Origin of the sequence: Bdellovibrio sp. SKB1291214, assembly GCF_002209355.2 — a bacterium.
Classification (GTDB): domain Bacteria; phylum Bdellovibrionota; class Bdellovibrionia; order Bdellovibrionales; family Bdellovibrionaceae; genus Bdellovibrio.
Genome location: NZ_CP106855.1, coordinates 3,419,110 through 3,444,337 on the forward strand (window position 1 = coordinate 3,419,110; position 25,228 = coordinate 3,444,337).

Annotated in this window: 23 protein-coding genes; 9 read left to right on the top strand and 14 right to left on the bottom strand. The window is 46.0% G+C overall.

The genetic code is table 11. The features are described 5' to 3' along the window. Positions 1–191: 191 nt before the first annotated feature. Together B9G69_RS16835 and B9G69_RS16840 are read left to right on the top strand one after the other, a co-directional pair. On the top strand, positions 192–1,607 hold the full coding sequence (locus tag B9G69_RS16835) for a hypothetical protein (RefSeq protein ID WP_088615672.1): 1,416 nt from the start codon (positions 192–194) through the stop codon (positions 1,605–1,607). 129 nt (positions 1,608–1,736) lie between these two features. Next, complete coding sequence (locus B9G69_RS16840; RefSeq protein WP_088615671.1) at positions 1,737–2,126, top strand: hypothetical protein; 390 nt, start codon at positions 1,737–1,739, stop codon at positions 2,124–2,126. A gap of 32 nt (positions 2,127–2,158) precedes the next feature. Here the strand turns inward: B9G69_RS16840 and B9G69_RS16845 are convergent, their stop codons facing one another. From B9G69_RS16845 to B9G69_RS16855, 3 genes are read right to left on the bottom strand one after another with little or no spacing between them, the layout of a single operon-like run. Next, the gene (locus B9G69_RS16845; protein WP_088615670.1) at positions 2,159–2,719 is read right to left on the bottom strand and encodes a hypothetical protein; all 561 of its coding nucleotides are present in this window, start codon (positions 2,717–2,719) and stop codon (positions 2,159–2,161) included. A 47-nt stretch (positions 2,720–2,766) separates the two neighbouring features. After that, positions 2,767–4,116 carry a PD40 domain-containing protein gene (locus B9G69_RS16850; RefSeq protein WP_088615669.1) on the bottom strand — a complete coding sequence of 450 codons (1,350 nt, stop codon included), beginning with the start codon at positions 4,114–4,116 and terminating at the stop codon, positions 2,767–2,769. After that, entirely contained in the window at positions 4,113–5,084 is a 972-nt protein-coding gene (locus B9G69_RS16855) for an A/G-specific adenine glycosylase (RefSeq protein WP_088615668.1), read from the bottom strand. Before B9G69_RS16855 ends, B9G69_RS16850 begins: the two co-directional genes overlap by 4 nt. Positions 5,085–5,121: 37 nt before the next feature. On the opposite strand from B9G69_RS16855, the gene speB reads away from it, so the two are divergent. Beyond that, on the top strand, positions 5,122–6,054 hold the full coding sequence (gene speB / locus B9G69_RS16860) for an agmatinase (protein WP_265437853.1): 933 nt from the start codon (positions 5,122–5,124) through the stop codon (positions 6,052–6,054). 231 nt (positions 6,055–6,285) lie between these two features. Continuing rightward, a complete protein-coding gene (locus B9G69_RS16865; RefSeq protein ID WP_265437854.1) occupies positions 6,286–6,861 on the top strand; it encodes a transposase in 576 nt (191 codons plus the stop codon). Between the two features lie 40 nt (positions 6,862–6,901). On the opposite strand, the gene B9G69_RS16870 is transcribed toward B9G69_RS16865, so the two are convergent. The 5 genes from B9G69_RS16870 to B9G69_RS16890 form a co-directional block, all read right to left on the bottom strand. After that, positions 6,902–9,121 (bottom strand): phospholipase D-like domain-containing protein, encoded by a 2,220-nt coding sequence (locus tag B9G69_RS16870; protein ID WP_088615665.1) that lies wholly within the window; start codon positions 9,119–9,121, stop codon positions 6,902–6,904. A 118-nt stretch (positions 9,122–9,239) separates the two neighbouring features. Beyond that, the gene (locus tag B9G69_RS16875; RefSeq protein ID WP_088615664.1) at positions 9,240–10,652 is read right to left on the bottom strand and encodes a sigma-54-dependent transcriptional regulator; all 1,413 of its coding nucleotides are present in this window, start codon (positions 10,650–10,652) and stop codon (positions 9,240–9,242) included. Positions 10,653–10,767: 115 nt separating this feature from the next. After that, entirely contained in the window at positions 10,768–12,624 is a 1,857-nt protein-coding gene (locus tag B9G69_RS16880) for a PAS domain-containing sensor histidine kinase (RefSeq protein WP_265437855.1), read from the bottom strand. Further along, the gene (locus B9G69_RS16885) at positions 12,612–13,295 is read right to left on the bottom strand and encodes an HAD hydrolase-like protein (protein WP_088615663.1); all 684 of its coding nucleotides are present in this window, start codon (positions 13,293–13,295) and stop codon (positions 12,612–12,614) included. The genes B9G69_RS16880 and B9G69_RS16885 overlap by 13 nt, the downstream gene beginning before the upstream one ends. After that, complete coding sequence (locus B9G69_RS16890) at positions 13,296–13,991, bottom strand: DUF2817 domain-containing protein (RefSeq protein WP_088615662.1); 696 nt, start codon at positions 13,989–13,991, stop codon at positions 13,296–13,298. Between the two features lie 57 nt (positions 13,992–14,048). Here B9G69_RS16890 and glmU point away from each other — a divergent pair, with 57 nt between their 5' ends. Then, positions 14,049–15,476 (top strand): bifunctional UDP-N-acetylglucosamine diphosphorylase/glucosamine-1-phosphate N-acetyltransferase GlmU, encoded by a 1,428-nt coding sequence (gene glmU, locus B9G69_RS16895; protein WP_265437856.1) that lies wholly within the window; start codon positions 14,049–14,051, stop codon positions 15,474–15,476. A gap of 27 nt (positions 15,477–15,503) precedes the next feature. Further along, positions 15,504–17,390, top strand: a complete 1,887-nt coding sequence (glmS, locus tag B9G69_RS16900; RefSeq protein WP_088615660.1) for a glutamine--fructose-6-phosphate transaminase (isomerizing) — start codon at positions 15,504–15,506, stop codon at positions 17,388–17,390. 40 nt (positions 17,391–17,430) lie between these two features. Here glmS and B9G69_RS16905 read toward each other — a convergent pair whose 3' ends face one another. Together B9G69_RS16905 and mltF are read right to left on the bottom strand one after the other, a co-directional pair. Beyond that, complete coding sequence (locus B9G69_RS16905; RefSeq protein ID WP_088615659.1) at positions 17,431–17,973, bottom strand: DUF1772 domain-containing protein; 543 nt, start codon at positions 17,971–17,973, stop codon at positions 17,431–17,433. A 42-nt stretch (positions 17,974–18,015) separates the two neighbouring features. After that, positions 18,016–19,437: a membrane-bound lytic murein transglycosylase MltF gene (gene mltF / locus B9G69_RS16910; RefSeq protein ID WP_254916892.1), complete on the bottom strand. Its 1,422-nt coding sequence runs from the start codon at positions 19,435–19,437 to the stop codon at positions 18,016–18,018. Positions 19,438–19,636: 199 nt separating this feature from the next. On the opposite strand from mltF, the gene B9G69_RS16915 reads away from it, so the two are divergent. Next, positions 19,637–20,284 (top strand): thymidine kinase, encoded by a 648-nt coding sequence (locus B9G69_RS16915; protein WP_088615657.1) that lies wholly within the window; start codon positions 19,637–19,639, stop codon positions 20,282–20,284. An 80-nt stretch (positions 20,285–20,364) separates the two neighbouring features. After that, positions 20,365–20,817, top strand: coding sequence for a DUF4430 domain-containing protein (locus B9G69_RS16920; protein WP_254916891.1), 453 nt, complete (start codon positions 20,365–20,367; stop codon positions 20,815–20,817). 3 nt (positions 20,818–20,820) lie between these two features. Here B9G69_RS16920 and B9G69_RS16925 read toward each other — a convergent pair whose 3' ends face one another. Beyond that, on the bottom strand, positions 20,821–21,615 hold the full coding sequence (locus B9G69_RS16925) for a transporter substrate-binding domain-containing protein (RefSeq protein ID WP_088615656.1): 795 nt from the start codon (positions 21,613–21,615) through the stop codon (positions 20,821–20,823). A gap of 59 nt (positions 21,616–21,674) precedes the next feature. Beyond that, complete coding sequence (gene trmFO / locus B9G69_RS16930) at positions 21,675–22,994, bottom strand: methylenetetrahydrofolate--tRNA-(uracil(54)-C(5))-methyltransferase (FADH(2)-oxidizing) TrmFO (RefSeq protein WP_088615655.1); 1,320 nt, start codon at positions 22,992–22,994, stop codon at positions 21,675–21,677. 33 nt (positions 22,995–23,027) lie between these two features. Here trmFO and B9G69_RS16935 point away from each other — a divergent pair, with 33 nt between their 5' ends. Continuing rightward, complete coding sequence (locus tag B9G69_RS16935) at positions 23,028–23,435, top strand: DUF721 domain-containing protein (protein WP_088615654.1); 408 nt, start codon at positions 23,028–23,030, stop codon at positions 23,433–23,435. On the opposite strand, the gene B9G69_RS16940 is transcribed toward B9G69_RS16935, so the two are convergent. Both B9G69_RS16940 and B9G69_RS16945 read right to left on the bottom strand, forming a co-directional pair. Then, on the bottom strand, positions 23,432–24,370 hold the full coding sequence (locus B9G69_RS16940) for a trypsin-like serine protease (RefSeq protein WP_088615653.1): 939 nt from the start codon (positions 24,368–24,370) through the stop codon (positions 23,432–23,434). The genes B9G69_RS16935 and B9G69_RS16940 overlap by 4 nt on opposite strands. After that, positions 24,367–25,209, bottom strand: coding sequence for a hypothetical protein (locus tag B9G69_RS16945; RefSeq protein WP_265437857.1), 843 nt, complete (start codon positions 25,207–25,209; stop codon positions 24,367–24,369). Before B9G69_RS16945 ends, B9G69_RS16940 begins: the two co-directional genes overlap by 4 nt. Between the last annotated feature and the right edge of the window lie 19 nt (positions 25,210–25,228).

A 25,228-nucleotide genomic window follows, 5' to 3' on the forward strand; every position in this document is an offset into this window, starting at 1 on the left:
GTAAGGACGTACCTTTTAAATATGTCCCATTTTTAGATTTATAAATGACGTAAAGGGTACGGGACAAAGTGTGTCCGTACCCTTTTTAGTCTCACTCTGATTCAGTCTTTGTTTCCTAACGAAAAACCACAAGTTTCATTCGGATTCTGCCGAAAAGTCCAGTAGGGAATGTTTTAACCAAGGACTGCCAAATGAAGCATGTTAATAAGATATTGGCCGTAGGCCTACTTGTTGTCGCATTTCAAAACTGCGCACCTAACAATGCGTCTTTCAGTAAATCCGAATTAGCGTCAACGCAATCCGCTCCCGAAGAGGAAGCAGTACCAAATTGCTTTGGTCGTGCCGAAGGTTCCACTTGGTGGGTTCCATCCAATGATGCCATATCCGAAAATGGTGTGTGCCAATATGGCGGCGATCTTAAATATTCCTATATCAAGAATGTCGAGTTGATTTGTTCTAACGGTAACGCCGTTGCAACGGGCAATTGGTCCAAAGGCAGTTTGATTTCTACAACGGGTGCTTGCTTGCCAGCGACTTGTAACGGCAAAGCTTCTGGCAGCACGTGGACAATTCCAAACGGAACTGTCACTGAGCCAAAAAGCTGTCCTTCCAGCTCTGTGGTTGTGAACGCAATCTATAATAAAAATGACACGTATATCTGTGACAATGGCAAAGAGAACTTTGTGAAGTCTGAAAAGGGCTCTTACATCGGTCTTGATAAGGCATGTCCTTCTCCAGATTTAGATGCTTCATTCTCGAGTGAAAAGGTAGCCATCAATGGTTCAGCGGCTTTGATCACGGCGGGTTACAACGTCAGTAACTTGGCTTATTCTTGTAATGATGGTCAGTCAGGTGCATTACCAGTGACGGCAACTTCGACGACTTTAAAAATCACTCAGGATCTTTCATGCAATGTGAAAGGGACGAACTCCATTGGGGAGTCTATTACAAAAACGGCTTCGATCTCTGTTACATGCGGAAGCAATGAAGTGAAATCGGGTGGTAAATGTATCACTTATTCTTGTAAGTCTTTCGTTGAAATTAAATCATTCCCTGTCGTAATTCCAGAGCGTACAGTGGATGGAGTTTGTTACTATGCGAAGTTGTTCGATAAGATTGCGACAGCTCCTTCCTCAGGAAATCGTTTGTCGAATGTGGTTGCCCGCGATCACAGCACGGCAAATGGAGGAGCTGGCAGCACGGCTTTGACGAACGTGGCTGCTCCGTATGTGCTAGGTTCATTTACAAATAAAGTAACTTTAAACGGGGAGCGCTCCGTAAAATTGTCAGGTTCAAGCCAAGCATTGACTTCGATCTTGGTAGATAACTTTGTCTTGATGGGCAGTCGTTTGGCTTCCTCATCAGCAGCTATCTCAAATTATCGCGCATTCGGTTCTGGTGACTCGGCAATCGGTACAACAGGTAAAATCAAAGTGAACAATGCAGACGTAGCATTGCAAGCTTTCGAATCTGGCGGTACGGCAACGATCGGTACATTGCTTCTGACAAGTGATTTCAGTGTTGGTAAGCAGTATGAATTGAATGTGAATGCACTAGATTGCGGTGGCTCGAAAGCCATGTCGGATATCTACTTGGTATTCCAGTAATCAGAAAGGTTCGGCTGACCTGCAATCAAAGGTACGTCCTTACATTCAACGTTGCGGAAACACATTTTTTAGCTTTCAACAAAACCTCTTTGTTTGACACAAAGAGGTTTTGTCGTTTTGATCATGAGCATGAAAAAACTCATCTGCTCTCTTATTGCATCTTTGGTTATGACTTCCGCAGCTCACGCTGAAATCTCTGAGCTTTACAATGCTGTTCGCTGCCGTACAGAAGGTAAGAAAATCCAGATTCACTTCGCGGTGACAAAGAATCAACCGTTAGCTTTGTATTGGATTGAAAACGATCGCGTGACCGTTCTATCGAATCAAGTTCAAGAAATGGATCATGTCGTTGTGGGTGAGGGTTGGCACGGACTAAAACACATCTTAAACATCGACCAGGGTTTCTATCGAGAGGTGGAAAAAGCCACGGGCCGCGTGACTAAAGATGTTCGTGGCATGGAATGCGTATTTTGCCCCGTCGAAGTGGATCACTGCCCAGGTCAGTTCGATAATAATTAAATATAAAAGTAAAGGCACCCTTGAGGTGCCTTTTATTTTTTCAGAGATGGTTTTTCTTCAGGAGTGACCCAAGAGAAGGTCTTGATGATCTGATTACACTCTTTCAGTGATTTGCTGAAGGTGTCTTTGCTATCCAAACAAGTCATAATTGCCACTTTGTCTTCGTTTTTCAAAACCACTTGGCGGATCTGTTTGTTTTTAGCTCTTGAAAGCATATCGACGATCAAAGCATTGTTGCCATTTAGGTTGAACTGTTTTGTCGCTAAAACTTCAAAACCATAATTGGGGTAATCACGCATCCACTTGCGAGTGTAAAGCTCAAGCGAAGCATTTTTAGCAACGCGATCTGTGCGAACGCTTAGTGAAGCTGCGTCTGGGGCATTCTTGTCAGCAAAGCGAACGGTATCAAGCAGGCTGTCTTCAGAAGTCGCAATCGGAGCCCAAGTGCTACCTTCTGTTTTTACTGAAAAGCCTTTGTGAAGAAAATAAAGTCCCTTTTCTGGTGCTGTCAGCGCAGAAGTGCTTGTCGCCGGATAAGGGGCTGCAAAGCTTATTAGAGGACTTAAAAAAATAAAGGCAATGAACGCTCTCACTCTTTTAGCCTAGCAAGCCTGGGAGTCCCCAGCAAGAGTAAAGGTCTTTATTTAACCGGGGATGGCGCTGGCGTTGGAGTTTCTACAGGAACTGGACTTGCAGCAGGTGAGGCGTTTGTTTTCACTGCCGGTGTTTCGGCCGGCGTCGTTGCTGGCGAAGGCTCTGGAGCAATTGTACGCGGAGCCGGCGTAACTTCGGGTTCTGGCACTGGTTTAGAAGGAGGAATCGGCTTTCTTTTTACCGCACGTTTTGCAGCAGGTTTGAGCTCCGCTTTTTCTGACACTGCTGAGTTCTGTGTTGCTGGATTCGCTGCTGCAGGTATAAGGGTTGTTTGCTCAATGACTGGTGAAATTGTGTTGGTATTCACGACTGATTTGTCTGTTTTTATTTCAACGACTGGTTTTTCCAAACAAGGTCCCAATTCAAGAGGCAAATCGACAATGTAGATCTGCTTTTTATCTTGAAATGTTCGTGTGAAAGCCACGCGTTCTTTTAATTCGTTAGAAACTGAAGGATACATCAACGAATCAGATCCTTTGAAAACGACTTGTGTGCACTTAGTGTCCAAGTTGTAGACTTCAATCTGATGTTTCTTTTCACCTTTTCTTAGGATGCTATAGAACAAACGTGCCGGAGAGCGGGGAGCAAAGAACAAATCCCGGTACTGTCCTTCGTCAGACTTTAGCAACGCCGTTTGCTTGGTGCGGATATCAACCAGTTGCAGGCTCTGCTGTTTGCTTTCCAAATTAGTATCAATAAACGCCACTGCAGATTTATCCGGAGACAACGTAGGCGAGCGACGATCCCTGCCAGTTTCTGCAGAAAGTAGTGAAACATAACCGGTTTTTAAATCCAAGTGAAAGATACCTGTTACTTCTCCCCGACGAGAAGTAAAAATTACTGTTGGCTTTGTTGGGTGTTGCAGCAGAAAGGATTCCGCATCATAGCCCGGCTGTTTTGTGATACGCAAAATCTCTGCACCAAAGCGATCACTCATGTATAAATCTGCGGGAGGATATTCCTTGCTAGGATTGCGATTTAAGAACGGACTTTCCTTGATCTCATCGGTAGTTGAGGAATAAATCATTTCCATTTCACTGATGTAGCTAGGATCGAAAGCATCGCCGTCTTGAAATGTCACGCGACGTTCTTTGTTACGGATTAAATCCGTTTCGTAAATTTGTAGATTTTTTTGATTGCCGCGACCGCGAGATGAGTAAATAAGGCGGTTGCTGTTGGCAGAAAATCGAGGGCGTTCGTTATCACCTTGGAAAGTGATTTGCTTAACATCTTTTTGCAGAAGGAAGTCCGTGGTCAGAAGATCTTTTGTTGGGCTGTGTGAACATCCGACGAGGATGCTGCCCAAAATAAAGATCTTCAAACCTGTTTGCTTCATATATCTACCTTGTGAAGTACTTTTTGTAACAGCGAAGAAGGATTTACCTTCTTTAAGTTTTTCAACTCAACCCACTGGATGTTTCGGTCGCTCACACTCTTTTTATGAGCGATTTTTATGAAGATGTCATGATGTGTGATGTTGTGTTTAGCATCATAGTCTTTGGGCTTGTCATCATTTTGAGAAATGGTTCCGGGAAAAATCATCTGACCCTTAAGGAACGGAGCATAGTCATTTGCTATCAATGCGACTTTATTGTTCTTGATTGAAACAACAGGATTCCACACCCAGACTTCACTTTGTTTGCGTGGTTTTTTCAGAGGTAATTTCTCGACCAAATTCTTTTCGCGAGCAACACAGTCCGTGGACCAAGGGCACATCAAACACATCACTTTTTGTGGAGTACAAACTGTTGCTCCCAATTCCATCAGACCTTGATTGACGGAGTCAGAATTTCCGAACGCGGAAAGTTTGTCAGAAAGTTCCTGCAATTGTTGACGAGCTTTTGTGTTCCACCATTCAACTTTTAAACCATACTTGCGCGAAAGGACTCGGATCACGTTGCCATCAAGAACGCCGACCTTTTCCCCAAATGCGATACTTGCAACAGCTCGGGACGTATAAGGCCCAAATCCTGGCAGTTCCAAAAGTTCGGCTGCGGTTTTTGGAAAACCATTTTCAGCTAACGCCTTTGCAGCTTTGTGAAGATTGCGCGCACGGGAGTAATAACCTAGACCTGCCCAGGATTCTAAGACGTCATGTTCTGGAGCAGAGGCTAGGTCCTGTACGGTCGGGAAGTTCTTCAGAAATTTTTCGAAATAAGGAATAACCGCGACCACGGTGGTTTGCTGCAACATCACTTCAGAAAGCCAGATTCTGTAGGGGTCTTTATTTTCTCGCCAAGGAAGTGCGCGGCGGTTCTTTTTGTACCACTGAATCAATTGTTTTTGGTCGCGTTGATAGTCCATCGGCGGTAATGTAGTCTAGATAAATGAGGAGTCAATAATGGATTACAAACCTCTGAGTGGACGCGAGTTTCCCCGATTTTCTGCGATTAAAACCTTCTTCCGTTTGCCCTATGTGGCGATTGACGCGGACTATGAAGTCGGAATCTTTGGTATTCCTTACGACGGCGGCGTTTCATATCGCCCTGGTGCTCGTTTCGCACCAACTAAAATGAGAGAGGTTTCATCTTTGGGACGCGGTTTCCATATGACCCGTATGGAAAATTTCTTTGAAAAATTGAAAGTGGCCGATATTGGTGATTGCCCGACAGTTCCTATTGATCAGGGCCAAACTTACGAGCGCATTGAAAAGTTCGTGGGCGAGCTTATGCAGCACAATAAGAAATTCGTCTCTATTGGTGGTGACCATTCCACGACCTTGCCAGTGCTTCGCGCTTTAAGAAAAAAATATGGTAAGCCGTTGGCGTTTATTCACTTCGATGCTCACTTAGATACGTATCCTGCGGCATGGGGCTGTGAATACCACCACGGTGCTTTTGCTCGTCACGCGGTCGAAGAGGGTTTGGTAGATCCCAAGAAAATGGTTCAGATCGGTATTCGGGGTCCTTTGGCTGCTGGCGGAGACTTAGATTTCGTAAACAAACACGGCATTCGCGTAATCACAGTTGATGATGTTCGCAATTTACCAATCAACGAATTTCTAAAAACGTTGCCAACATTTGACGACACTCCGACGTACATCAGCTACGACATCGACAACTTGGACCCCAGCTGCGCACCCGGCACGGGCACTCCAGTTCCAGGTGGCTTGACGACGTACGAAGTGCAACGCATCTTCCGCGCATTGAAAATTCCAAACTTAGTCGGCTGCGATATCGTAGAAATTTCGCCACCCTTCGACCACGCCGACATCACCGCCTTAGCCGGCATGGACGCCATGTTCGAAATGCTCCACCTATTTAAATCAAAATAGTTTCAAAAAAACCCGGAAATCCAACCGGGTTTTTTTATCCCATCCAAACTCACCACAACTGGTTCAATCCCTTCTGCCAGACCAGGCGCGACTGACCCAAGCCAAGCTGAGCCCTTAGGATATCGGTCACGTTCCAATAATCGGACGGCACCTCCCTCAGATACACAGCATAGCTACATGAGTGTGTCCTGCCTCTTGCATCCTCACTCCCGGAAAAGGGGTACCGGTCATGTGCTTCTTCGTGAGGACGAAATAATGAAACAAAGGATATTCTCGGGGCTCGATACCAACTGGAAATTTCGCTACTGCCATGGCGGCACATTGAGGAAATCATCGAAAGGTCGGGGAGCTCGGCCTCTCTCAACCAAAGATCCCATCCATCTTGTGTTTAAAATTAATAAAGCCGCAGTGACGAAGGGACTTCGCCACCCGCGCAATTTCAATTTGATGAATGCGTTGATGAAAAAGTATGCGCGGAAGTTTTTCGTGAAAATTGAGCAGGCCTCCGTGCAGACGGATCACATTCATATTTTGATTCGTGGTGGGCGGCGCTCGGCCATGCAAAGTTTTTTTCGGGTGGTGGCTGGGCAGTTTGCTCAGTGTTTGACCGATACCTTCACGAAGGGGCATGAGGGAGAGCGTATCTGGAAACACCGTCCCTTCACGCGCGTGATACGTGGGTTTAAACCTTACAGAATCGTGCGGGATTACATTCAGTTGAATGAATTAGAGGCGTTAGGGAGGCCCTATTCGAAAACGCGTTTGCGAGGTTTATCCGAGGAGCAATTGCGGGAGTTATGGGTGTGACCGGTACCCCCCCCGGCCGGCAGGAGGCGGAGCGGAGGATTTAGAAGTAGGAGTCAGCCCAGTCGATCAGGTGGCCGCTGATCCAGCCGATTTTTTCTTCGGTGGTTAGGAGGCGGCTGCGGCTTAGGTAGCTTAGGACTTCCTTGCGCAGGTCTTGAGAGGTGGGTTCGTGTAAGATCAGGACGCCGCTTTCGGTGTCGTGAATGAAACTGCGGCGGTTTAAGTTGACGCTGCTGACGAAGCTTAGTTTGCCGTCGATCACTAATATCTTGGCGTGCATGATTGAATTCGATTCGGTCCATTCATAAATCATCACGTTTTTCAGGTGGCGATTGATGCCTTCCTTATTCACTTCCTCGGCGATTTGCGGTGTGCCGTCGCCAGCCAAGTGGATACGGGTGACAACTTTGACATTTACGCCACGGGCATGGGCACGATCTAAAGCCGCGCTGATCGCAACCGAGGGACGGAAGTAGGGCGTCGTTAGCAGCAACTCTTTTTGGGCTGAATCAATCATCTCGATGTAAAAACGTTCCAATTGATAGCCATCAAAATAAGGCAAGGACATGATATGACGAACCATGGGTGTCGTTTTCGGCAAAGTGTTCAATCGTCCCACTAATTCTTTATTACCAGTAATGGGAATATTCACGTTGGAGGACCGGAAGCGGTGAGTGGATCCTTCGCGGTTCCAGAAGTTGAGCATCTGAGCCAGTGTATGTTTCACCACATCCGACCCGCGCAGTTCAATTTCGAAATCGTTGTAATAGATATAAGCCTCTTCACCATCACCATAGTTTTTCAAGTTCTTATAAGCGCGGTAAAAAGGCGTTTCCGGAAAAATATAGGAGTCGCGAATATTTCGACCGCCGGTAATTAGGAAGTTCGCATCGGGTTGGGTGGAAGAGTAACCCAATAAAAGCTTCGTGTGATTCACACGGTGTAAACGATCAAACCAAGTGCCGTCACCGTCATCAGTGACTGAATATTTATAATATTGAACTTTGACGTTCGGAAGATCCCGCATCAACCAATTGACGATCTCGCGATCTTTACGGGTCATGGTTACCTGGGGAACCAAGATTCGAACTTGGGTGCCGCGTTCTGCGTGATAGCGAACGGCGCGCGCCGTGACCATTCCTGAAAAATCTGCCGAGAAATTTAAGGACGAAATCCAAATAATATCAAAGCGCGGGGCCTTGTCGAAATTCAAGGGGGCCATCGGAAACTTGTTATTAAAATCCAAACGGTTTAATGGCGAGCCTGTCAAAGAGATCACGCGGCGATTCATTGCTAAATACGGATCGCGCAAGTTCGTATATTTATCGAATGTCTGTGGACACGTCGTAAAATTGAAGTCTTGCATCCAAAAGAAGCCATCGGGATTTTTACCCATGCCATCAGCAAGCTGTGGGCAAATATCAATTTGCTGAGTCAGCTTCATCCACTCCGGAGAGATCTCGCGAAGGCTGGCCAAAGGAAATCCGTTGGTCCAAGTGGAAGCGTGTTCAGGATCGTAGTACTTGAATTGGCAACGGGACACATTCAAGTCGAATTGCACTGATACATTCTGATTGTTTTCGTTGGAATAGTACCAATTGAAATCATACGAGCGAACACGCTGCCGTCCCTGCCAAAAAAATTTACCAGGGGCCAGGATATCGCCGTCGCATTCTAGCCGAGCTTTCAGAAATCTCTTGTTGATACGATCGTCTTTGTCTTTTGCAAACGCACCTCTTTCAGTCACCATTTCATTTTTGAAGCGCACAGAATAGTCGGCAAAGAAACGATGTTCTAACGGAAAAGGATTCACAGATTTTCCGCTTAACCGGTATTCCTCAAGGTCTTTAATGCTGATAATCTCTTGTTTTTCAAACAGAGGACGGCGGAAGGTGCTTTGGAACCAAGGACCAACACCACTCCAACCTCGTACATCAAATTTGCGGGATAAAGAATCCCGCAAGGATTGTCTTTCGGAAAGCAGCACAGAAATCTGACTGCGAATTTGAGGGTCCGATATTTTAGAAAGATCAAAAAGTGGAGCATTGGAAGTCATCACTTGGGAGGGCGCTACTTGAAATAACTTTTGGCTGTAGCGCCAGTCATTGTTCCAATATTGCGAGAGTTGTAAATCGATTTCTTGAATACGAACGATGCGATCTTCATCTGTTTGGATAGAGCTGGGCCCACGTTGCGCGCTGGTGCAGGCAAGCAATCCAAAAAGTATTGAAATTGTGAATGAAATCAATAATCCACGCATCAAAAACTCTTCGGATTTTCAGTCAGAAAATGAAGTCACAAGGCTAGATCAAGGTCTGGTTTCACAATCAAAAAAAGCGACGAAGATAACTTCGTCGCTTCATTGTCTCAATCAGAGATTAAAAGTTTGCAGGATTGATATCGTTGGGAGGAGTAAGACCTTTTTTCTTAATCTTCTCCACCAATGTCGTACGATTCAACCTTAACAAAGCTGCAGCTTGGTTACGATTCCAACCGGTTTTTTCTAAAGCTTTCAAGATCAGATTGTTTTCAAAGTTATCCACGGCCGTGTTGAAGTCCATTCCGCTATCGGGGATTTCCAACTGACTCGCATCCATGGACGCTGTCGGCTTCATCGACTTGTACTTAATTGGAAGGTCGCTCATTTCGACGATACCTTGGCCCTTTAAGATGGTCATGCGCTCAACCAAGTTTTCAAGTTCACGGATATTGCCGGGCCATGGATAATTCATCAACGCATCCAAAGAGTCAGCGGCAATACCTGTCAGACCGCGACCTTTGTTTTTGTTAAAGATCTCCATAAAGTGATTCAACAACAAAGGAATATCGCTTTTACGTTCACGCAAAGCAGGAACGTGGATAGGGATGACATTCAAACGGTAATACAAGTCTTCGCGGAACTTATCTTGTTCAACAGCTTCTTCCAAATTGATATTTGTAGCTGCGATCACGCGAACATTCACAGAAACAGTTTTCGTAGAGCCAACCGGTTCAAAGCTTCTTTCTTGAAGAGCACGCAAGAGTTTCACTTGCAGTGACGGCTCAAGATCACCAATTTCGTCCAGGAAGATCGTTCCGCCATCAGCCATTTCAAAACGACCGATGCGGTTCGCGATGGCACCTGTAAAGGCACCTTTCATATGACCGAACAATTCACTTTCCAAAAGCTCCGAAGGAATCGCACCGCAATTGATTGGAACGAAAGGATTATTGGCACGAGGGGAGTTGTAGTGAATCGCACGAGCGATCAACTCTTTACCGGTCCCAGACTCGCCCGTAACCAAAACAGTTGAATCGGAATCAGCGACACGTTCAATCAAACGCAGAACATTTTGAATAGGTTCTGAAGAGCCCACGATTTGATCGAATTTGTATTTTTTGTTCAGTTCAGAGCGAAGTTGCTGATTTTCTTGCTGAAGTTTTTTGTGAGTCAGAGCTTTTTCGATCAAGCTCATCAGCTCTTCCAAGTTGAATGGCTTTGTCACAAAGTGGAAGGCACCTTTTTGTGTCGCGCGGATTGCAGACTCAATCGTCGCGTGACCCGTTAGGATGATAACTTCAGTCGCCGGATTCAAAGACTTTAAATAAGTCATGAATTCAATGCCATCGCCATCTGGAAGATTCAAATCAACGATCGCCAAATCAACAGGAGTATCTCCTTGTGATAATGCTTTTGCTTCTTCGATTTTGTTGGCAGTGATGACGTTCAAACCTTTTCTATCGAGCACTCTGAACAGAGCGGTACGCAGAGACGATTCGTCATCCAGGATTAGAACACGTTGTGAACGCATGAACCTTCCTTCCATGGTGGGTTCTTAGAGAGACAGCCGACGTGCATGTCAGCCTTGGTAAAAGGATATGGTATTTTTGACGGGCCTGTCAAAAAATCCGCGCCCAGCGCGCGTTTCAGGACCTTAAAACTAGACGGTTGAAGGAAATTTTTGCCACGTTTTCCTGGCCTGGACCTGTGTAAAATTCGAGGTCCGCCTCGTGATCGCGCAGGATCTGTGAGGCAACAGGAACACCTAAACCTATGGGAAGACTTGGATTTTTCTCTGGAGTTCCATCATCTTTGATTAAAATGTTGGCAATATCTTCAGCGGCAGAAATTTCGATATCGAGGGAGCCTCGGAATCCCTTTTCCTGGCGACTGCGGTCGGTCAAATGGTCGATGGCATTTTGGAACACGTTTTTCAAAGCTTGGGCCAAAAGATTCAAATGTCCTTTTACATAGATCTCATCCGCAGGAAAGTGGAGGCGCACTTCGATACCTTGAGATTTGGTTTGAAGCTCGACGATCTTGAAAGCTCTTTGGCAGACGTCTTTCAGGCTGATGTCACCTTCTTGATCTGACGTTGAGCTGCGAGTGAAACCCAAAAGATTAATCACGATCTCTTTGCAACGTTGAACACCCGCTTCCATTTCTAAAATATCTGGATAAAGAGGATGATCGCCGGGCATATCCATTTTAATTAACTGAGTAAATGATAGAATACCACCCAGCGGATTATTCAATTCATGTGCGATGGAGGAACCAATTGTTCCAAGCTCTGCCATACGTGCCGATTCAAGAATCTGTTTTTCCATTTTCAGTTGATGAGTAATGTCGTGATAAAGATTCACGAAGACGGCGGGTTTATCACTGTCTAAGATCAAGCTTTGGCTGAAAACGTCAAAGGTGCGTGGTGCAGGATCTTTGGAGCGCATTCGGAAATTTCGCCCTCGCTGGCAACCCGGGCAGGGCTCTTCGCGGTTGTACAATAAAGCATAACACTTGCGAGTGTTATGAGGATGCTCGCGCTCTTGCAGTCGTGCTTCTGCGGCTTTATTTGATTGGATGATATCGTAATTTTGATCGATCAATACGACGGGGTCTGACATCGAATTGAATGTCGCTTCCCATTGTTCTTTCATCGATTCCGACTCTTTCAGTTTTTGAATACGATCCAAGGCCAACGCCACAGCTTCGGCCACGCGGGTCAGAAAATCGCTTTCTTCTTTGTTGAAAGGATGATCGGGAGCTCTAAGAAAGAACACCGACCCTATACGATCATGCTGTTTGAAAAGTGGAACTTGTAATTGGGTAAAGCTTAATTGTGCCGTCACTTGGCTTGCGAACTGCTCATCTTGTGGAGAAAAGAAAATACGAATCCACGAGGTTTGCACGCTACTAGCTAGCGATTCATTCAAAAGCTGCTCGATCTCTGCCACGGAACTTGCCTGGTGGACAGCCATCAAAGCGACCTTGAAACCCTCGATACGAGAATTGGTTAAGTAAAGCTTGCGACGAGCCTCCGTTAGAAAGCGCGTTCTTTTCTGAACACGTTCTTCCAGTTCAATTTGCAGGCGTTTTAATTTTTCGGTCTGCTCGCGAATCAGCACAGCTAAATTTTCATCTTGCTTGCGCTGATTGGCTTCCTCTAAAGCCGTGAACAGATGGGTCTCTAAATCCGTGTCGTTAAAACTATGCATCACGCGAATGAAAGAATAGTCTTCGTGCAACCGGCTGAGTTGATTCGCAGAAAAGTCCGGCGGCACAACTGCAATGAATTGGGTCGCCGGGCTGTTCTGTTTAATCTCTTGATAAAATTCGTTGAAACGTTTTCCTAAGATCACAGTCACTGAAACAGCAACTACGTTATAGGTAGAATCCTGCACCCAATGCCATGCCTGCTGCAGGTCAGACGCAATGTGCGCTCCCAACTCTTGCAGTCTGGCATCCCATGGGCCAATCAGCAGGAAACTGGCTTTTAAAGTCCGCATACGGAGATTAAATCCTTATGCTGCTGGATTGTAAAATCAGGATGGTCTTCGGGGAACACGGCGTTTTCACCAACGTGTTCACCGTGGGCGAAATAGCACGTGGTTGCGCCGACACGTTTTCCGTCACGAATTTCACTGGAAAGACGATTGCCGATGCTTAGAAGTTCTTCGGGTTTGTGGCCTTCATTAGCAAGGATGTCCAAAAATGCAGATTCTTTTTTTTCTCCGATGAAGCCATTCAGGATATAAATCTTTTTAAAGAATTTTTCGACTCCCAAGGCTTTGATTTTTTCCACTTGGGCATCGAACGATCCCATTGTAACCAGATAAAGATTGTAGTGCTCTTTCAGGTGAATCAGATTTTCGGTAGCCCCTGCAAGCAAAGGTAAAACCGATGGAACTTCGGGATTGTAAAACTCTTCCAAGGCATCGTGCACGGCTTTACCGGGTTGGGTCGCACCGAACTGGTTCACAATTCGGGTAAAAATTTCTGTATGAGAGAGGTTCGCTGCCAACTGTTCGCGGATCTTCATGCACTCTTCCAGCGTGACACAGACACCGGCTGCAATCATCGCTTCGCAAGCACGTTGAGATGCCATCGGCACCAACAGCCCGGAGGTGTCGAGCAAGGTATCATCCAAATCGAACGCGATGGATTTGATCATGGACATCTAAACGCCTCTTCCTGTGAGTAACATTTCCAAACCTTTGCCGAAGTGGGGCCACACAAGATCGAGATCCACTCCGCTGTGTTCTTCGATGCAAACTACCGGAGTTTTTTTGTCGATCCATCCGTACTGGCCAAGGCTTCCCGGTGTCGGGTAACCAATATCCTCGCGATGCTCATATCCAGTGCCAGTGGCCAGGATTTCCGCGGCCTTTTTGCCGGGTTCGCCGGTATAGACAACGCAAGGCTCCCACGAATGAAAGTGTACTATGAGATGTGGCTTTTCGTCCTCAATGAGTTTTACCAAGGCCTGTACTTCAGGCTCGCTTCCGGGCGAAGGACCGGGATAATATCGCGGAGCCTTTGCTTCGGCCGACCAATCACTGCTTGGAAAGTTGCGGTTTAGGTCGACCCCACGACCGTTTGTGCGTTGGTTCTTAGAGGAGCCATCAGGGTTTATGTTCGGAATAAGAATCCAAGGGCGAATATTTTGGCTTTGAGTTTTTTCATTGTCATGAAGCCATTGCAATAGTTCCTGAGCCAGGCGAACTCCCTCGGGTTCATCGCCGTGGACGCCCCCGATGAAGAGGATGGGCCGTTCGGAAAAGTCACTCAAGCTGTGTGATTTTTTATACAGCTCGATACTTGTTCCCAAAGCGGTCTTAGCCCAAGAAGTTAGATGAAAAATTCTTTGTTGCATGCGATAATTAAGCCTGTTTTTTTAAGAGAAGAAAAGCATTTAAAAGGAAGTTTCTGAATGTCAGGAAATGCCACAAGTAATACGACCTCGAAAATTACCGACAAGTTGACTGTGATCGCCCTAGCCGCTGGTAAGGGAACACGTATGAAGTCACCCCTTCCAAAAGTTCTTCACCCGGTCGCGGGTCGCCCGATGATTGAAAAAGTCATTCAAGCTTCTAAAGGCGCCGGCGCGAGCGAAGTGCGCGTGATCGTTGGTCATGGCCAAAATCTGGTTCGTCAGGTGGTGGAGCCAATGGGTGTTACTTGTTACGCTCAAGACGAACAATTGGGGACGGCGCACGCAGTACGTTGCGCAAAACCAGAAACTATCGAAGGCGACGTTGTTATCATGAACGGCGACCATCCTTTGATCGAGGCTTCTGACGTTAAAGAATTCCTTCGCATCTTCCGCGATGAAAAATGTGATTTGGCGGTGGTAACAGCTGACGTAAAAGTCCCAGGAGAAATGGGTCGTATCGTACGTAACCGTGGTGACTTGGTTGCTATTGTTGAAGCGAAAGACGCTTCCGCCGACACGCTGAAAATTCGTGAGATCAATACAGGGATTTATATCGCGAAAGCTTCGGTATTGGCTGAGTACTTGCCACAAATCAAAAACAATAATTCTAAAAAAGAATACTACATCACAGATCTGATCTCGATGTGCATTAACGACAGAATGAAAGTTCAAGCGATCAAATCCACTCCTAAAGTGGCATTGGGTGTGAACAATCAGGTTGAGCTTGCTAAAGCGACTCGTTTGTTATTTAAGCGTAAAGCTTTGCGTTTGATGGAAGAAGGCGTGTTGATGATTGATCCACGTACAGCTTACATCGAGGAAAGCGTACAAATTGGCGCAGGCACGGTGGTTTATCCAAATGTGTTCATGCGGGGGCGTACAAAGATTGGCTCTTTCAGCGTGATTGAATCTAACTGTTTCATCTCTGATACCGAAATTGGTGACAGCGTCCAAGTGCGTGGCGGGACCTATCTGGAAAGTTCAAAACTTCACAACAAGGTTTCTGTCGGACCTTACGCTCGTCTTCGTCCTGAAACGGAAATCTTCGAAGAAGCCCACGTGGGTAACTTTGTGGAAATGAAGAAAACTAAATTCGGCAAAAAATCTAAAGCAGGTCATTTGACCTACTTGGGTGACGCGGAAATCGGCGAGGAAGTGAACGTGGGTTGCGGAACTATAACTTGCAACTACGCCGCTGATAAAAAGAAATATAAAACTAAAATTGGTGATCGTGTGTTTGTGGGCAGTGACACTCAATTCGTGGCTCCGATTGAAATCGGCAACGATGCGGTGATTGGCTCGGGTTCTACAATCACAAAAAACGTACCGGCGAATGCTTTGGCAGTCGCGCGTGGTAAACAGTTTACGAAGGAAAACTACGTGGTGAAAGCTACGGAAGTCGCAACGGAAACTGAAAATAAGTAATTAGGACTGAAAGTTAATAGGTGAGTTATGTGCGGAATCGTTGGTTATCTGGGACCTCAAAGTCCTAAAGACATCATTATCAGTGGTTTAAAAAAGCTTGAATATCGCGGCTATGACAGCGCGGGGATTGCAATCTTGGATAAAGGCACGACGAAACGTGTTCGTGCTCAAGGTAAGCTGAAAAATCTTGAAGAAAAGCTTGTGGGTGAAAAATTTGACGGTCACTTGGGGATCGGTCACACTCGTTGGGCCACTCACGGTAAACCTTCCGAGCGCAATGCCCATCCTCACCAAGTACGCGGCATTAACTTAGTTCACAATGGTATCATCGAAAACTACCTTGATATCCGTGAAGAGCTTTTGGCACAAGGTGCAGAGATCACGTCCGACACAGACTCTGAGTTGGTTGCGCATTTGATCGCAAATGAAATCGAAATCACCAAGGATTTATACAAAGCTGTTGAAAGCACTTTGACGAAGTTGCGTGGTGCATTCTCGATCCTGGTCATGTGGGATAAAGAACCTGATCACTTGATCGCTTTTAAAGATGGCCCACCTTTGGTTGTGGGCTTGGGTAAGGACGAAGTTTTCGTTGCGTCAGACGTTCAGGCGTTAATCCAGTACACAAAAACTTTTGTATACTTGGATGACCGCGAGATCGCGAATATCAAAGGCAACAAGGTGGAGTTCTTCTCCGCAAATGGTTTCCCGATCCAAAAGAAATCTGTTGAGCTTAACTGGAATCCTGAGATGGTCGAAAAACAAGGCTATGCTCACTACATGTTAAAAGAAATCTATGAGCAACCACGTGCGGTGGCTGCTGCAATTGAACCCCACGTGAATACAGAAGCTTTCACGGTGGCTTTGAAAAACGTAGGTTTCGGTGGTCAGCCTGTTCAAAAACTGGAAGAGCTTGATGCAAATACAGATTGGGCAAAAACTCAGGAAGTGTTCAAAGGCATTGACCGCGTGTTTATCATCGCTTGCGGTACCAGCTTCTATGCAGGTCTTGTTGGTAAATACCTGATTGAACAGTTGGCGCGTATTCCCGTTGAAGTGGACGTGGCTTCTGAGTTCCGTTACCGCAATCCAGTGATCCCGCCAAAGACTTTGGTGATGACGATCTCTCAATCGGGCGAGACGGCGGATACCCTAGCTGCGATTCGTATGTCTAAAGAAGCGGGCGCGACGACTATGAGTATCTGTAACGTGCGCAACTCGACAATCGATCGTGAAGCTCACGGTCACTTGTACATGAACTCGGGGCCGGAGATCGGTGTTGCTTCAACTAAAGCATTTACATCGACGCTGGCAGTTTTGAACTGTGTGGCCGTGGCAATGGCTCGCAGCCGCGGCGTGATGGAAGCTAAGGAAGAAAAAGAACTTGTTCAAAGTTTGCTAGCAACTCCAGCACAAATGGAAAGCGTTCTGGCATACGACAAATACTTTGACGAAGCAGCAGCTAAGTTGAAGCTATTCCGTGGCTTCTTGTACATGGGTCGTGGCACAAGCTATCCAATCGCGATGGAAGGTGCTTTGAAGTTGAAGGAACTGGCTTACATGCACGCTGAAGGCTATGCTGCCGGCGAAATGAAGCACGGTCCTTTGGCGCTTATCGACGAGCGTATGGCGATCGTGATGGTGGCTCCAACTGATCACTGGTACGAAAAAACGATCAGCAATCTTGAGGAAGCTCGCGCGCGTGGTGGTAAGATTATCTCTATCGGTACGGGTGAAAATGAAAAGCTTCGCGGTATCAGTGAATACTATTTGGCATTGCCAAAAGCTCACTGGACAGTGAATACGATTTTAACTGTGATTCCATTGCAGTTGATGAGTTATCACTTGGCTTCGAACTTGGGTTACGATGTGGATCAACCACGCAACCTTGCCAAGTCCGTCACTGTTGAATAGTTTCGAACTAAATTTTAAACGAAGAAACCCATGACGAAAATCATGGGTTTTCTTTTTTGTGAGTTGATGCCAGGAAGTTGTTTCTTGGTGTGTCTCTGCCAGAACCCGCTCTTCTTAAGGCAGCTAAGATTAAGCAAAATCCCAGGAGGTTTGTCGCAAAGTGAAAGTTCATAAAATATACCCACTCTTCGCGCAGACCATAGATTTCTCCCCCTAAGGTCCGAGTTTCCGCAAAGGATCTGAGCAAAGTGTTGATGCGATAGTGACCGAAGTAAGACAAAAAGATTTCCTGTAAGACGCAAAGGAATGCTCCTAATACGAAATAGAAATCTACCATGCGACAACGGCGGATCCAGCAAAGAAGCCATATTCCAGTCGACACACCCATGACGATATAAAGAAACAAAACGTTCTGATCAAATGCGTCGCGATCGTACCGAAATATTTCAAGAAAGCTAATGGGCGAAAGTTCTTTCATCGCCGGACCAACTGTTAAGGAAAAAAACATCGTGAATCCCGCAAACAATCCTGTCGACAGAACGGCAAGGTACATAATGAATTTGCGAAATACGATTGCGATCATCAAGAAACCTTAACAAGATTCCTCGAAAAGAGAGAGTGAAATTTAGCCTGCAGACATTAAGCTATAGAAAGACTTAACGCGCTCAACGAACTCAACAGTTTCGTACCCACGGGCGTAACCGTATTCTAATTTTTCTGTGTAATCCGGATCTGCCAACAGAGGCAAAATCTCTTTCATATGGCGCCAAGAGTAAGGATCGCGTCCCATGCTCTCTGCCAATTTTTGAGCGTCACGAAGATGAGCGTAACCTACGTTATACGCAGCCAGCGCTAAAGCCATGCGGTCTTTGGAATTCAAAGTGCGCGGCATTTTATCGAAAAGATATTTTAAGTACTTCGATCCACCCCAAATACTTTGCAAGGGGTCCGTACGGTCATCGATTCCCACGTGGTCAGCAGTGTCCAACGTCAATTGCATCAAACCGCGAACCCCGGTAAAGCTGCGCGCATCGGGATTCCAGTGGGATTCTTGATAAGCCACAGAGGCAATCAATTGCCATGGCAGTCCGTGCTCAACACCGGCTTCTTTGAAAGCTTGGCGATAAGTTGGCAAAATCTCTTCGATATTTCTGAAAAAGCGAGAGATGTCAGCTTTATCAAGCTGGTTTAAAGTAGTCTTATAGCGATCCATGATTCGCATCACGCTGTCTTCACGCGAAGCTGACTGATACCAAGCTTGCATCAAGCGAGCGAGATCTTGGCTGTCAGGAGTCAGCAACCAACTTAATGAGTAAGAGTCAGTCAATGAAGTGATCTTTTCGATATTCTTATGGAAACGAACATAAAAATCGCCGCTGACGTTCTCAGAGATCACGCAATCGAACTTCTTGCTGTTCAGCTGCATAAGCAGATCCTGAGTGCGAGAGTTTTCAATAAGTTCAATTTTCGTTGTTGGGCTTAACTGAGTCAGGCGTTGTGAAAAGCCTTCGTAATTATCTTTTTTAAGCAGGGCCACGCTTTTCCCCGCAAGATCTTGAATGTTCGCAATCTGGGAGTTGCGCTGGCAATAAAGACTTAAAGTCGTGTCTTCGTAAGCCGGGCCGGTCAAAAAGCCCACGCGATTTTCAGGAGTACGGAAACGGGCCGCTGCGACATCGCCCTCACCTTTGGATAAGGCTCTGAGAACCGCAGACTCATCCTTTAGGATTTTAAATTTTACTTTAAGGCGATAGTGGTTGGCGAAGTTTTGGATCAAGTCGTAATCGATTCCGCTGGTTTCGCCTTTTTTACTCTTACTATATATAAGAGGATTTTGCGTGGTAAGGACCGTGATCTCACCCTGCTTCTGCACACGGGTCAGGCTGTCTTGTTCGTCCCAGTAAATAGCATCGCAACCGTTCATAAAGAACGTCATTGCTGCCAATCCACCGACGACGCAGAACTGTTTGAATTTCTGTCTTAATCTTAAATCCCTACCCATAGTGTTCGGGCTGAGTACCTGATGGCGCAGCGCTTGCGCAAGCAATAAGCACCCTCATGAGGGTTTCAAATATGAAAAAATGCCGTTTTTGGCGTCGTTTCAGAAAAAAATTCAGTATCCCCAAGCCCTTGATGCGCGCGGGTAACAACGCTTTTTTTCCTCAATTTTTTAATGCAATGCAATCATTTGACACTTTTTCGCCCCCGTCCGATGCTTTGTCCGGTTCATTTTGAGGGGATTTCTCGTGTCTGAATTTTCATATGTAGTAACTCGTGGTTGGATTGAAGTGATCGTTGGCTCTATGTTCAGCGGCAAAACGGAAGAGTTAATCCGTCGTTTGCGTCGTGCTGAGTTCGCACGTTTGCCAGTTCAAGTTTTCAAACCAGTTATCGATAAACGTTATAATGAAATGGCGGTTACTTCTCATAACTTCACGACAATGGATTCCACTCCAATTGAAGATGCTGAACATATTTGGGACCATCTAAAACCTGAAACGAAAGTTGTGGGGATTGATGAAGGTCAGTTCTTCTCTAACAATTTGGTTCAGGTGGCTCAGGATCTGGCAGAGCGCGGTCTTCGCGTGGTGATTGCCGGCCTGGATACCGACTGGCAGGCCAAACCTTTCGAACCGATGCCGACTTTGATGGCAATTGCTGAAAACGTAACCAAGCAACACGCGGTTTGCGTAGTTTGCGGAGCACCGGCTTGCCGCACACAGCGTACGGCAGGGGGAGAAGGCCAAGTTCAAGTGGGCACTCACGAGGCTTATGAAGCTCGTTGCCGCTCTCACTTCAAACCGGTCGTGGACTTGCCCACACTGGATTTCAAACTAAAGCGATCCCATTCCGCGGAGTTGGATCCTAAGTCAGGCCAAATCGAGCTCGCGTAATAGTCTACATAAATAGAAGAGTTTTCAATATCCTGGCGGCAGGTTTGCGTGGTCGCAGGCCTCTGGGTATGTACATTTCCATGAAAACAATTTTAGCTATTCTATTTGTTGCCGCGCCTTTTTCTGCAAATGCTATCACTTGGAAAGTTATCGGGGCGTGCTCTGAAACGCCTCTGTACCAGGGAACTGCAGCAGCTGATTTGAGCAAATCCGTGGGTGACAACACGATTCAGATTTTTGATGCGAACAAAGTAAACTACACGGGTGTTGCTGAAGGAATCAGTTCTGTAAATGATTCCCCGGTCGGTTTGGATGCGGTTGAAGTTGTTTCCGATACTCTGATGCGTGCGTATGGCTGGTGTTATTCGGTGAATGGCAAAGTTCCGTTAGCGATGCCACACAAAGTTTCTTTCACTTCACAAAATGACGAGTTGGTTTGGTTCTATGCGTACTCGACGAACGATAAAAACCAATGGATCGACATGTGTGTGCCAGGCACGAAGATCAAGCCAGATCAGTTCTGCAAGAAATAACTTTCACTTTTTGATAAGGGCAGGAGTTTTAAAGTCGGCATAGTTGTCGGTGATCTTCTGCCAAGTTCCGTCTTTGACCATGTCATTCAAGGCTTGAGTGATCACCTGAATATCTTCGACTCTTTCTTTATCGCGATAGTAAATTCCAATATCGAAAAAATTTTTCGTATCAGGGATGGTTTCATAGCCCACCAAGGATTGCGTTTTTTCGAAATATTTGTGAACCCAGTCATTCTGAACGACAGCTCCATGGGGAGTCTTTTTCAAAGTCTGATAGCAAGACTGCAGCGAAGGTGCTGTGATAAAGCGTTCGGCTTTCCTGAGTTTTTTAATCTCCTCTGAAGTAAAAAAGAACGCTGCAGCGGGCAGGACGATAAAACTGACTTTCGGATCATCAATCATCTCCTGAAATGTTTTGTGTTCGTTTGCGATCGCCTTAGAGGTGAATGCTTGGCGCTGAACTTTTTGAATAGGGACGAAGTTGGCAATCTCGTCAAAGACGGGGTTTTGAACCGTGACCACGACGAGGTCGACACGATACGATCTTAATTCAGATCGCAAACGGGACCGATTGATCGGAATGGTTGCAAACTTGCAGGTTGTGCGCGCTCTGAGTTCATTCACAGTATCCAAACTGACACCTACAAAATCGCGCGAATTTTCCGGCTGGAAATAAAGGGGCTCTGACTCGTTAACAGCCACTTTGTAAGATCCCATGCAAGTGGCCGGGGGAGTGACTGCCAGGGTTTTATCAATCCCCGCAAAAATAAAGAGGAATATCAAAGCTAAAAGGCGCATATCCACATCATGCCTTAAAGTAAAATAATCCTCCCAGTGTTTTTAAGCAGTCGGGAACATTAAATCCAAGACTGTATTGCTGTGCGGGCAATCTCGATCTGTTTTTTCTTACGCGTCTCTTTGTCACGCTCTTTTTCAGCCAGTGGCGGAAGCAGCGCCATATTGATGTTTGTCGGTTGGAAGTGCTCCGCGCGGCTTTCATCAGTGATGGCTTCAAGCAAAGAACCAAATGCAGAGGGTCTTGGGGGAGGCGCGAAGGTTTTGTCTTTCAGTTTTTGATCCAAGAATTTCGCGACCATCAGGCCCACACAAGTGGATTCAAAGTAACCCTCAACCCCTGTGATTTGACCTGCAAAGAATAGCCAAGGATCGTTCTTAGAGGAAAGATCCTTGTTCAATCGCTTTGGTGAATTAATGAACAGATTTCTGTGAATGGAGCCAAGTTTTAGAAACTCTGCATTTTCAAGACCCGGGATCATGCGGAAAACGCGGACTTGATCAGCATAAGCCATACGGGTTTGGAAACCTACCATGTTGTAAGCTGTGCCTTCTTTGTTGTCTTGGCGTAATTGAACAACAGCCCATGGGTAACGGTTCGTACGAGGATCATCCAAACCAATTGGTTTCATCGGACCAAAGCGCAACGTCTGTGGACCACGATCCACCATCACTTCGATCGGCATGCAGCCTTCAAAGAATTCGGTTTTTTCAAAATCCTTGGGTTCAATTTTTTTAGCATCAATAACCGCTTGGATGAAGTTATTGTATTCCTCTTTGTTCATGGGGCAGTTGTAGTAATCGTTCGTGCCTTTGCCCCAGCGGTCAGCCTTCCAAGCGATTTCTGTGTTGATGGATTCGGCATCGATGATCGGCGCAATGGCATCAAAGAAATACAAGAACTCGTCACCGAAATGTTTGCGTAGGTCTTCTGCCAGCTCGTCATGAGTCAATGGACCTGTTGCGATAACCGCGGGGCGAGGAACATCGTTCAAAGACTTAATCACATCATTGCGGATTTCGATATTCGGGTGGCTTTTGACTTTATCGGTAACCAGTTGGGAGAAAACCTCGCGGTCCATACCCAATGCCTGACCGGCCGGCACTGCAGCCTCTTTAGCGAGCTTTAGGATGTGAGAACCTAAATGTTCGGCCTCCCATTTTAATTGGCCGGGAGCGGAAATTTCGTTCAATGTTCCGAATGAATTGGAACAAACCAGTTCCGCAAATTTGTGGGTTTTATGCGCTGGGGTCATTGTTTTATCACGCATCTCGCAAAGAACGACCTTATAGCCCATATCAGCAAGCTGTAATGCGCATTCAGAGCCCGCGAGCCCCGCGCCAACCACGGTAATTTTTTGATCTGGTGTGATATTAGTCATCTTTTGTCGAATCCTTTGCTAGCTTAGACCTGCATGAATAAAGACGATCCAAGCAACCCTAAAAATAAAAAGCGCAAGCTCACTCTAGGATCTGAAGTCCTACAGAGTCTTTTTGAAAATGGCAAGTCGCCATTGTCAGAACAGTTTATGCGCTGGAAACTATGGGCGAAATGGGAAGAAGTTGTGGGTCCTACGATTGCAAAAAATGCAGAGCCCGTGGGTTTCCAACGAGGTGTTCTGTATGTTTGGGTTAGAAATTCGTCGTGGATGCAGCAGATGATCTTTTTGAAGGATCAAATCCGCAATACCATAAACGAAAAATTTGAGAATAACTTTGTTCGCTATATCAAGTTCACCCTGGATCGCCATGAAGTTCCTCAAGACGACCAATTGGGTATCAAAGAGATGATCCAGCGCTTGGCGCCAGATACAGAAGATTAATCGTCTAGTTTTTGATCGGCTGCGATCATTGGCTCGGACGTCTCTGTCGCGGTCGTGCTTGTACTGGCTTCAATTTCTGCTGTCAAAGTGGCCGTTGTTTTTTCAATCCAAGTTTTAAACTTTAGCAAATTCACGTAAGCACCACGGAAGCTACAAGTTGCTATGGTTGCTTCAGAGGATTTGTGTTCCTCAGGGAAAACCGTTTTGGAAGCGACACCCATTACATAGTATTTGTCCTGATGTTTAAATAAACCAGGACCGCCAGAATCACCTTGGCAAAAGCCTTTGCCATTGGATTGATCGACTAAGAATTTACTATCTGAAAACTCATAGCCAGAAATTTTTAAAAGGACCACACGTAATACGCCAAGTCCATCTTTCAAGTCCGCTCCTGGGGCATCGGTGTCTTTACCATAACCGGCCGAGATCAAATCCAATTTCTGTAAATCGATTTGCATGTCGGGATTGGGAATAGAAACAGTGATTGTGCTGGCTGGAAGGTCTTCTTTTAAGACGGCCAAGGCGATGTCTGCATAGGCGTCTGTTTTAAATTCATCAATCACGGTCGTTTTCACAACAGGGATTGTTGTGACCGTAGTACCTTCCATGATTTCAACGTAGCTGGGATTTTCACCATTCAAGCAATGGGCCGCCGTCAAAACGATTCGACGAGTAAGCGCAGAGGCTGTGCATTGAGTGATTGCAACTTTTTGATGACCTGTTTGGTTATCCAAAGGGTGAAGCAAAGACTTAAATGACAAAACCATCTTAGAAACATCGCTGCCCGGTTGTACGACTTCACCGCCGATAATTGTATCACTGGTCGTGCTGGCAGATTTTTTAGCAGTTGTTGCTATGGGCTGCGGGGACTGAAATCCACCTTCTGCACAGGCCGCTAATGCCAGTAAGGATAAAAGCACTAATGATTTTCTCATGCCGTTTTTCCTTTTTTAAGATGAAGCTCTTCAAGAACTTTTACCCAAAGATCTTTTAGTACTTCATCGTGTTTTTCTTTAAAGAAATCGTCGCCTTTTTCCCAAAGTACCACGAATACCACGGCCATCGCGACGCGAGTGTAATAGCGATTGAACATCGCGTACCCACGATAAACTTCCTGAGAGATTTGGTATTTATTTAGGATCTCGCGACCTTCTTTCGAATCAAGTCCGCGCAGTAGCAACACTGTCATGTCCTCAACTTTGATTTTCATATAGGCGTCAGGCAACAAAATCGGGAGGTGGCCATTGGGAATACCTGTGGCACCGATGATACCAGAAATCATATTCGTGATCGGGGAGCGATTGAGTGTTGTGATTTTTGAAATCAACGTGGAATTATCAAGCAAGATTCCTTCACTGTGGAAGTAATCAATTAAACCCATGTGAGTGACTTTTTCGCCCACCATACGGGCCAAGGCACTTTCCGTACGCTCTTGAGCGGTCATTTTATAATAATCAGCCAGCTTGTAAGTGGGGCCTTCCTCTTCGCGGTATACTTTTTCGACGATATATTGAAGGTCTTTCGTGGAAAGTCCATCCGTATCACTGAATTCGCGAACGGATTTAGTCATCGCGCGTTCTAGGGCGATATCATAGTAAGGAGCACGCTCATCACGAGTGGAAGAGCTGAATAGTTGGCTGCAGGCATTAACCTCGCCATGGGCTGATACGGACGAAACAAGAGGGATGATGAACGCCATAGCCAGACGCAAACCTGTGTCTAATTTTAAGACACCCTGACGGCGAGCGCGGTTTGTCTGAGGACCAAATGGCATATATTCCTCCTGACCCATA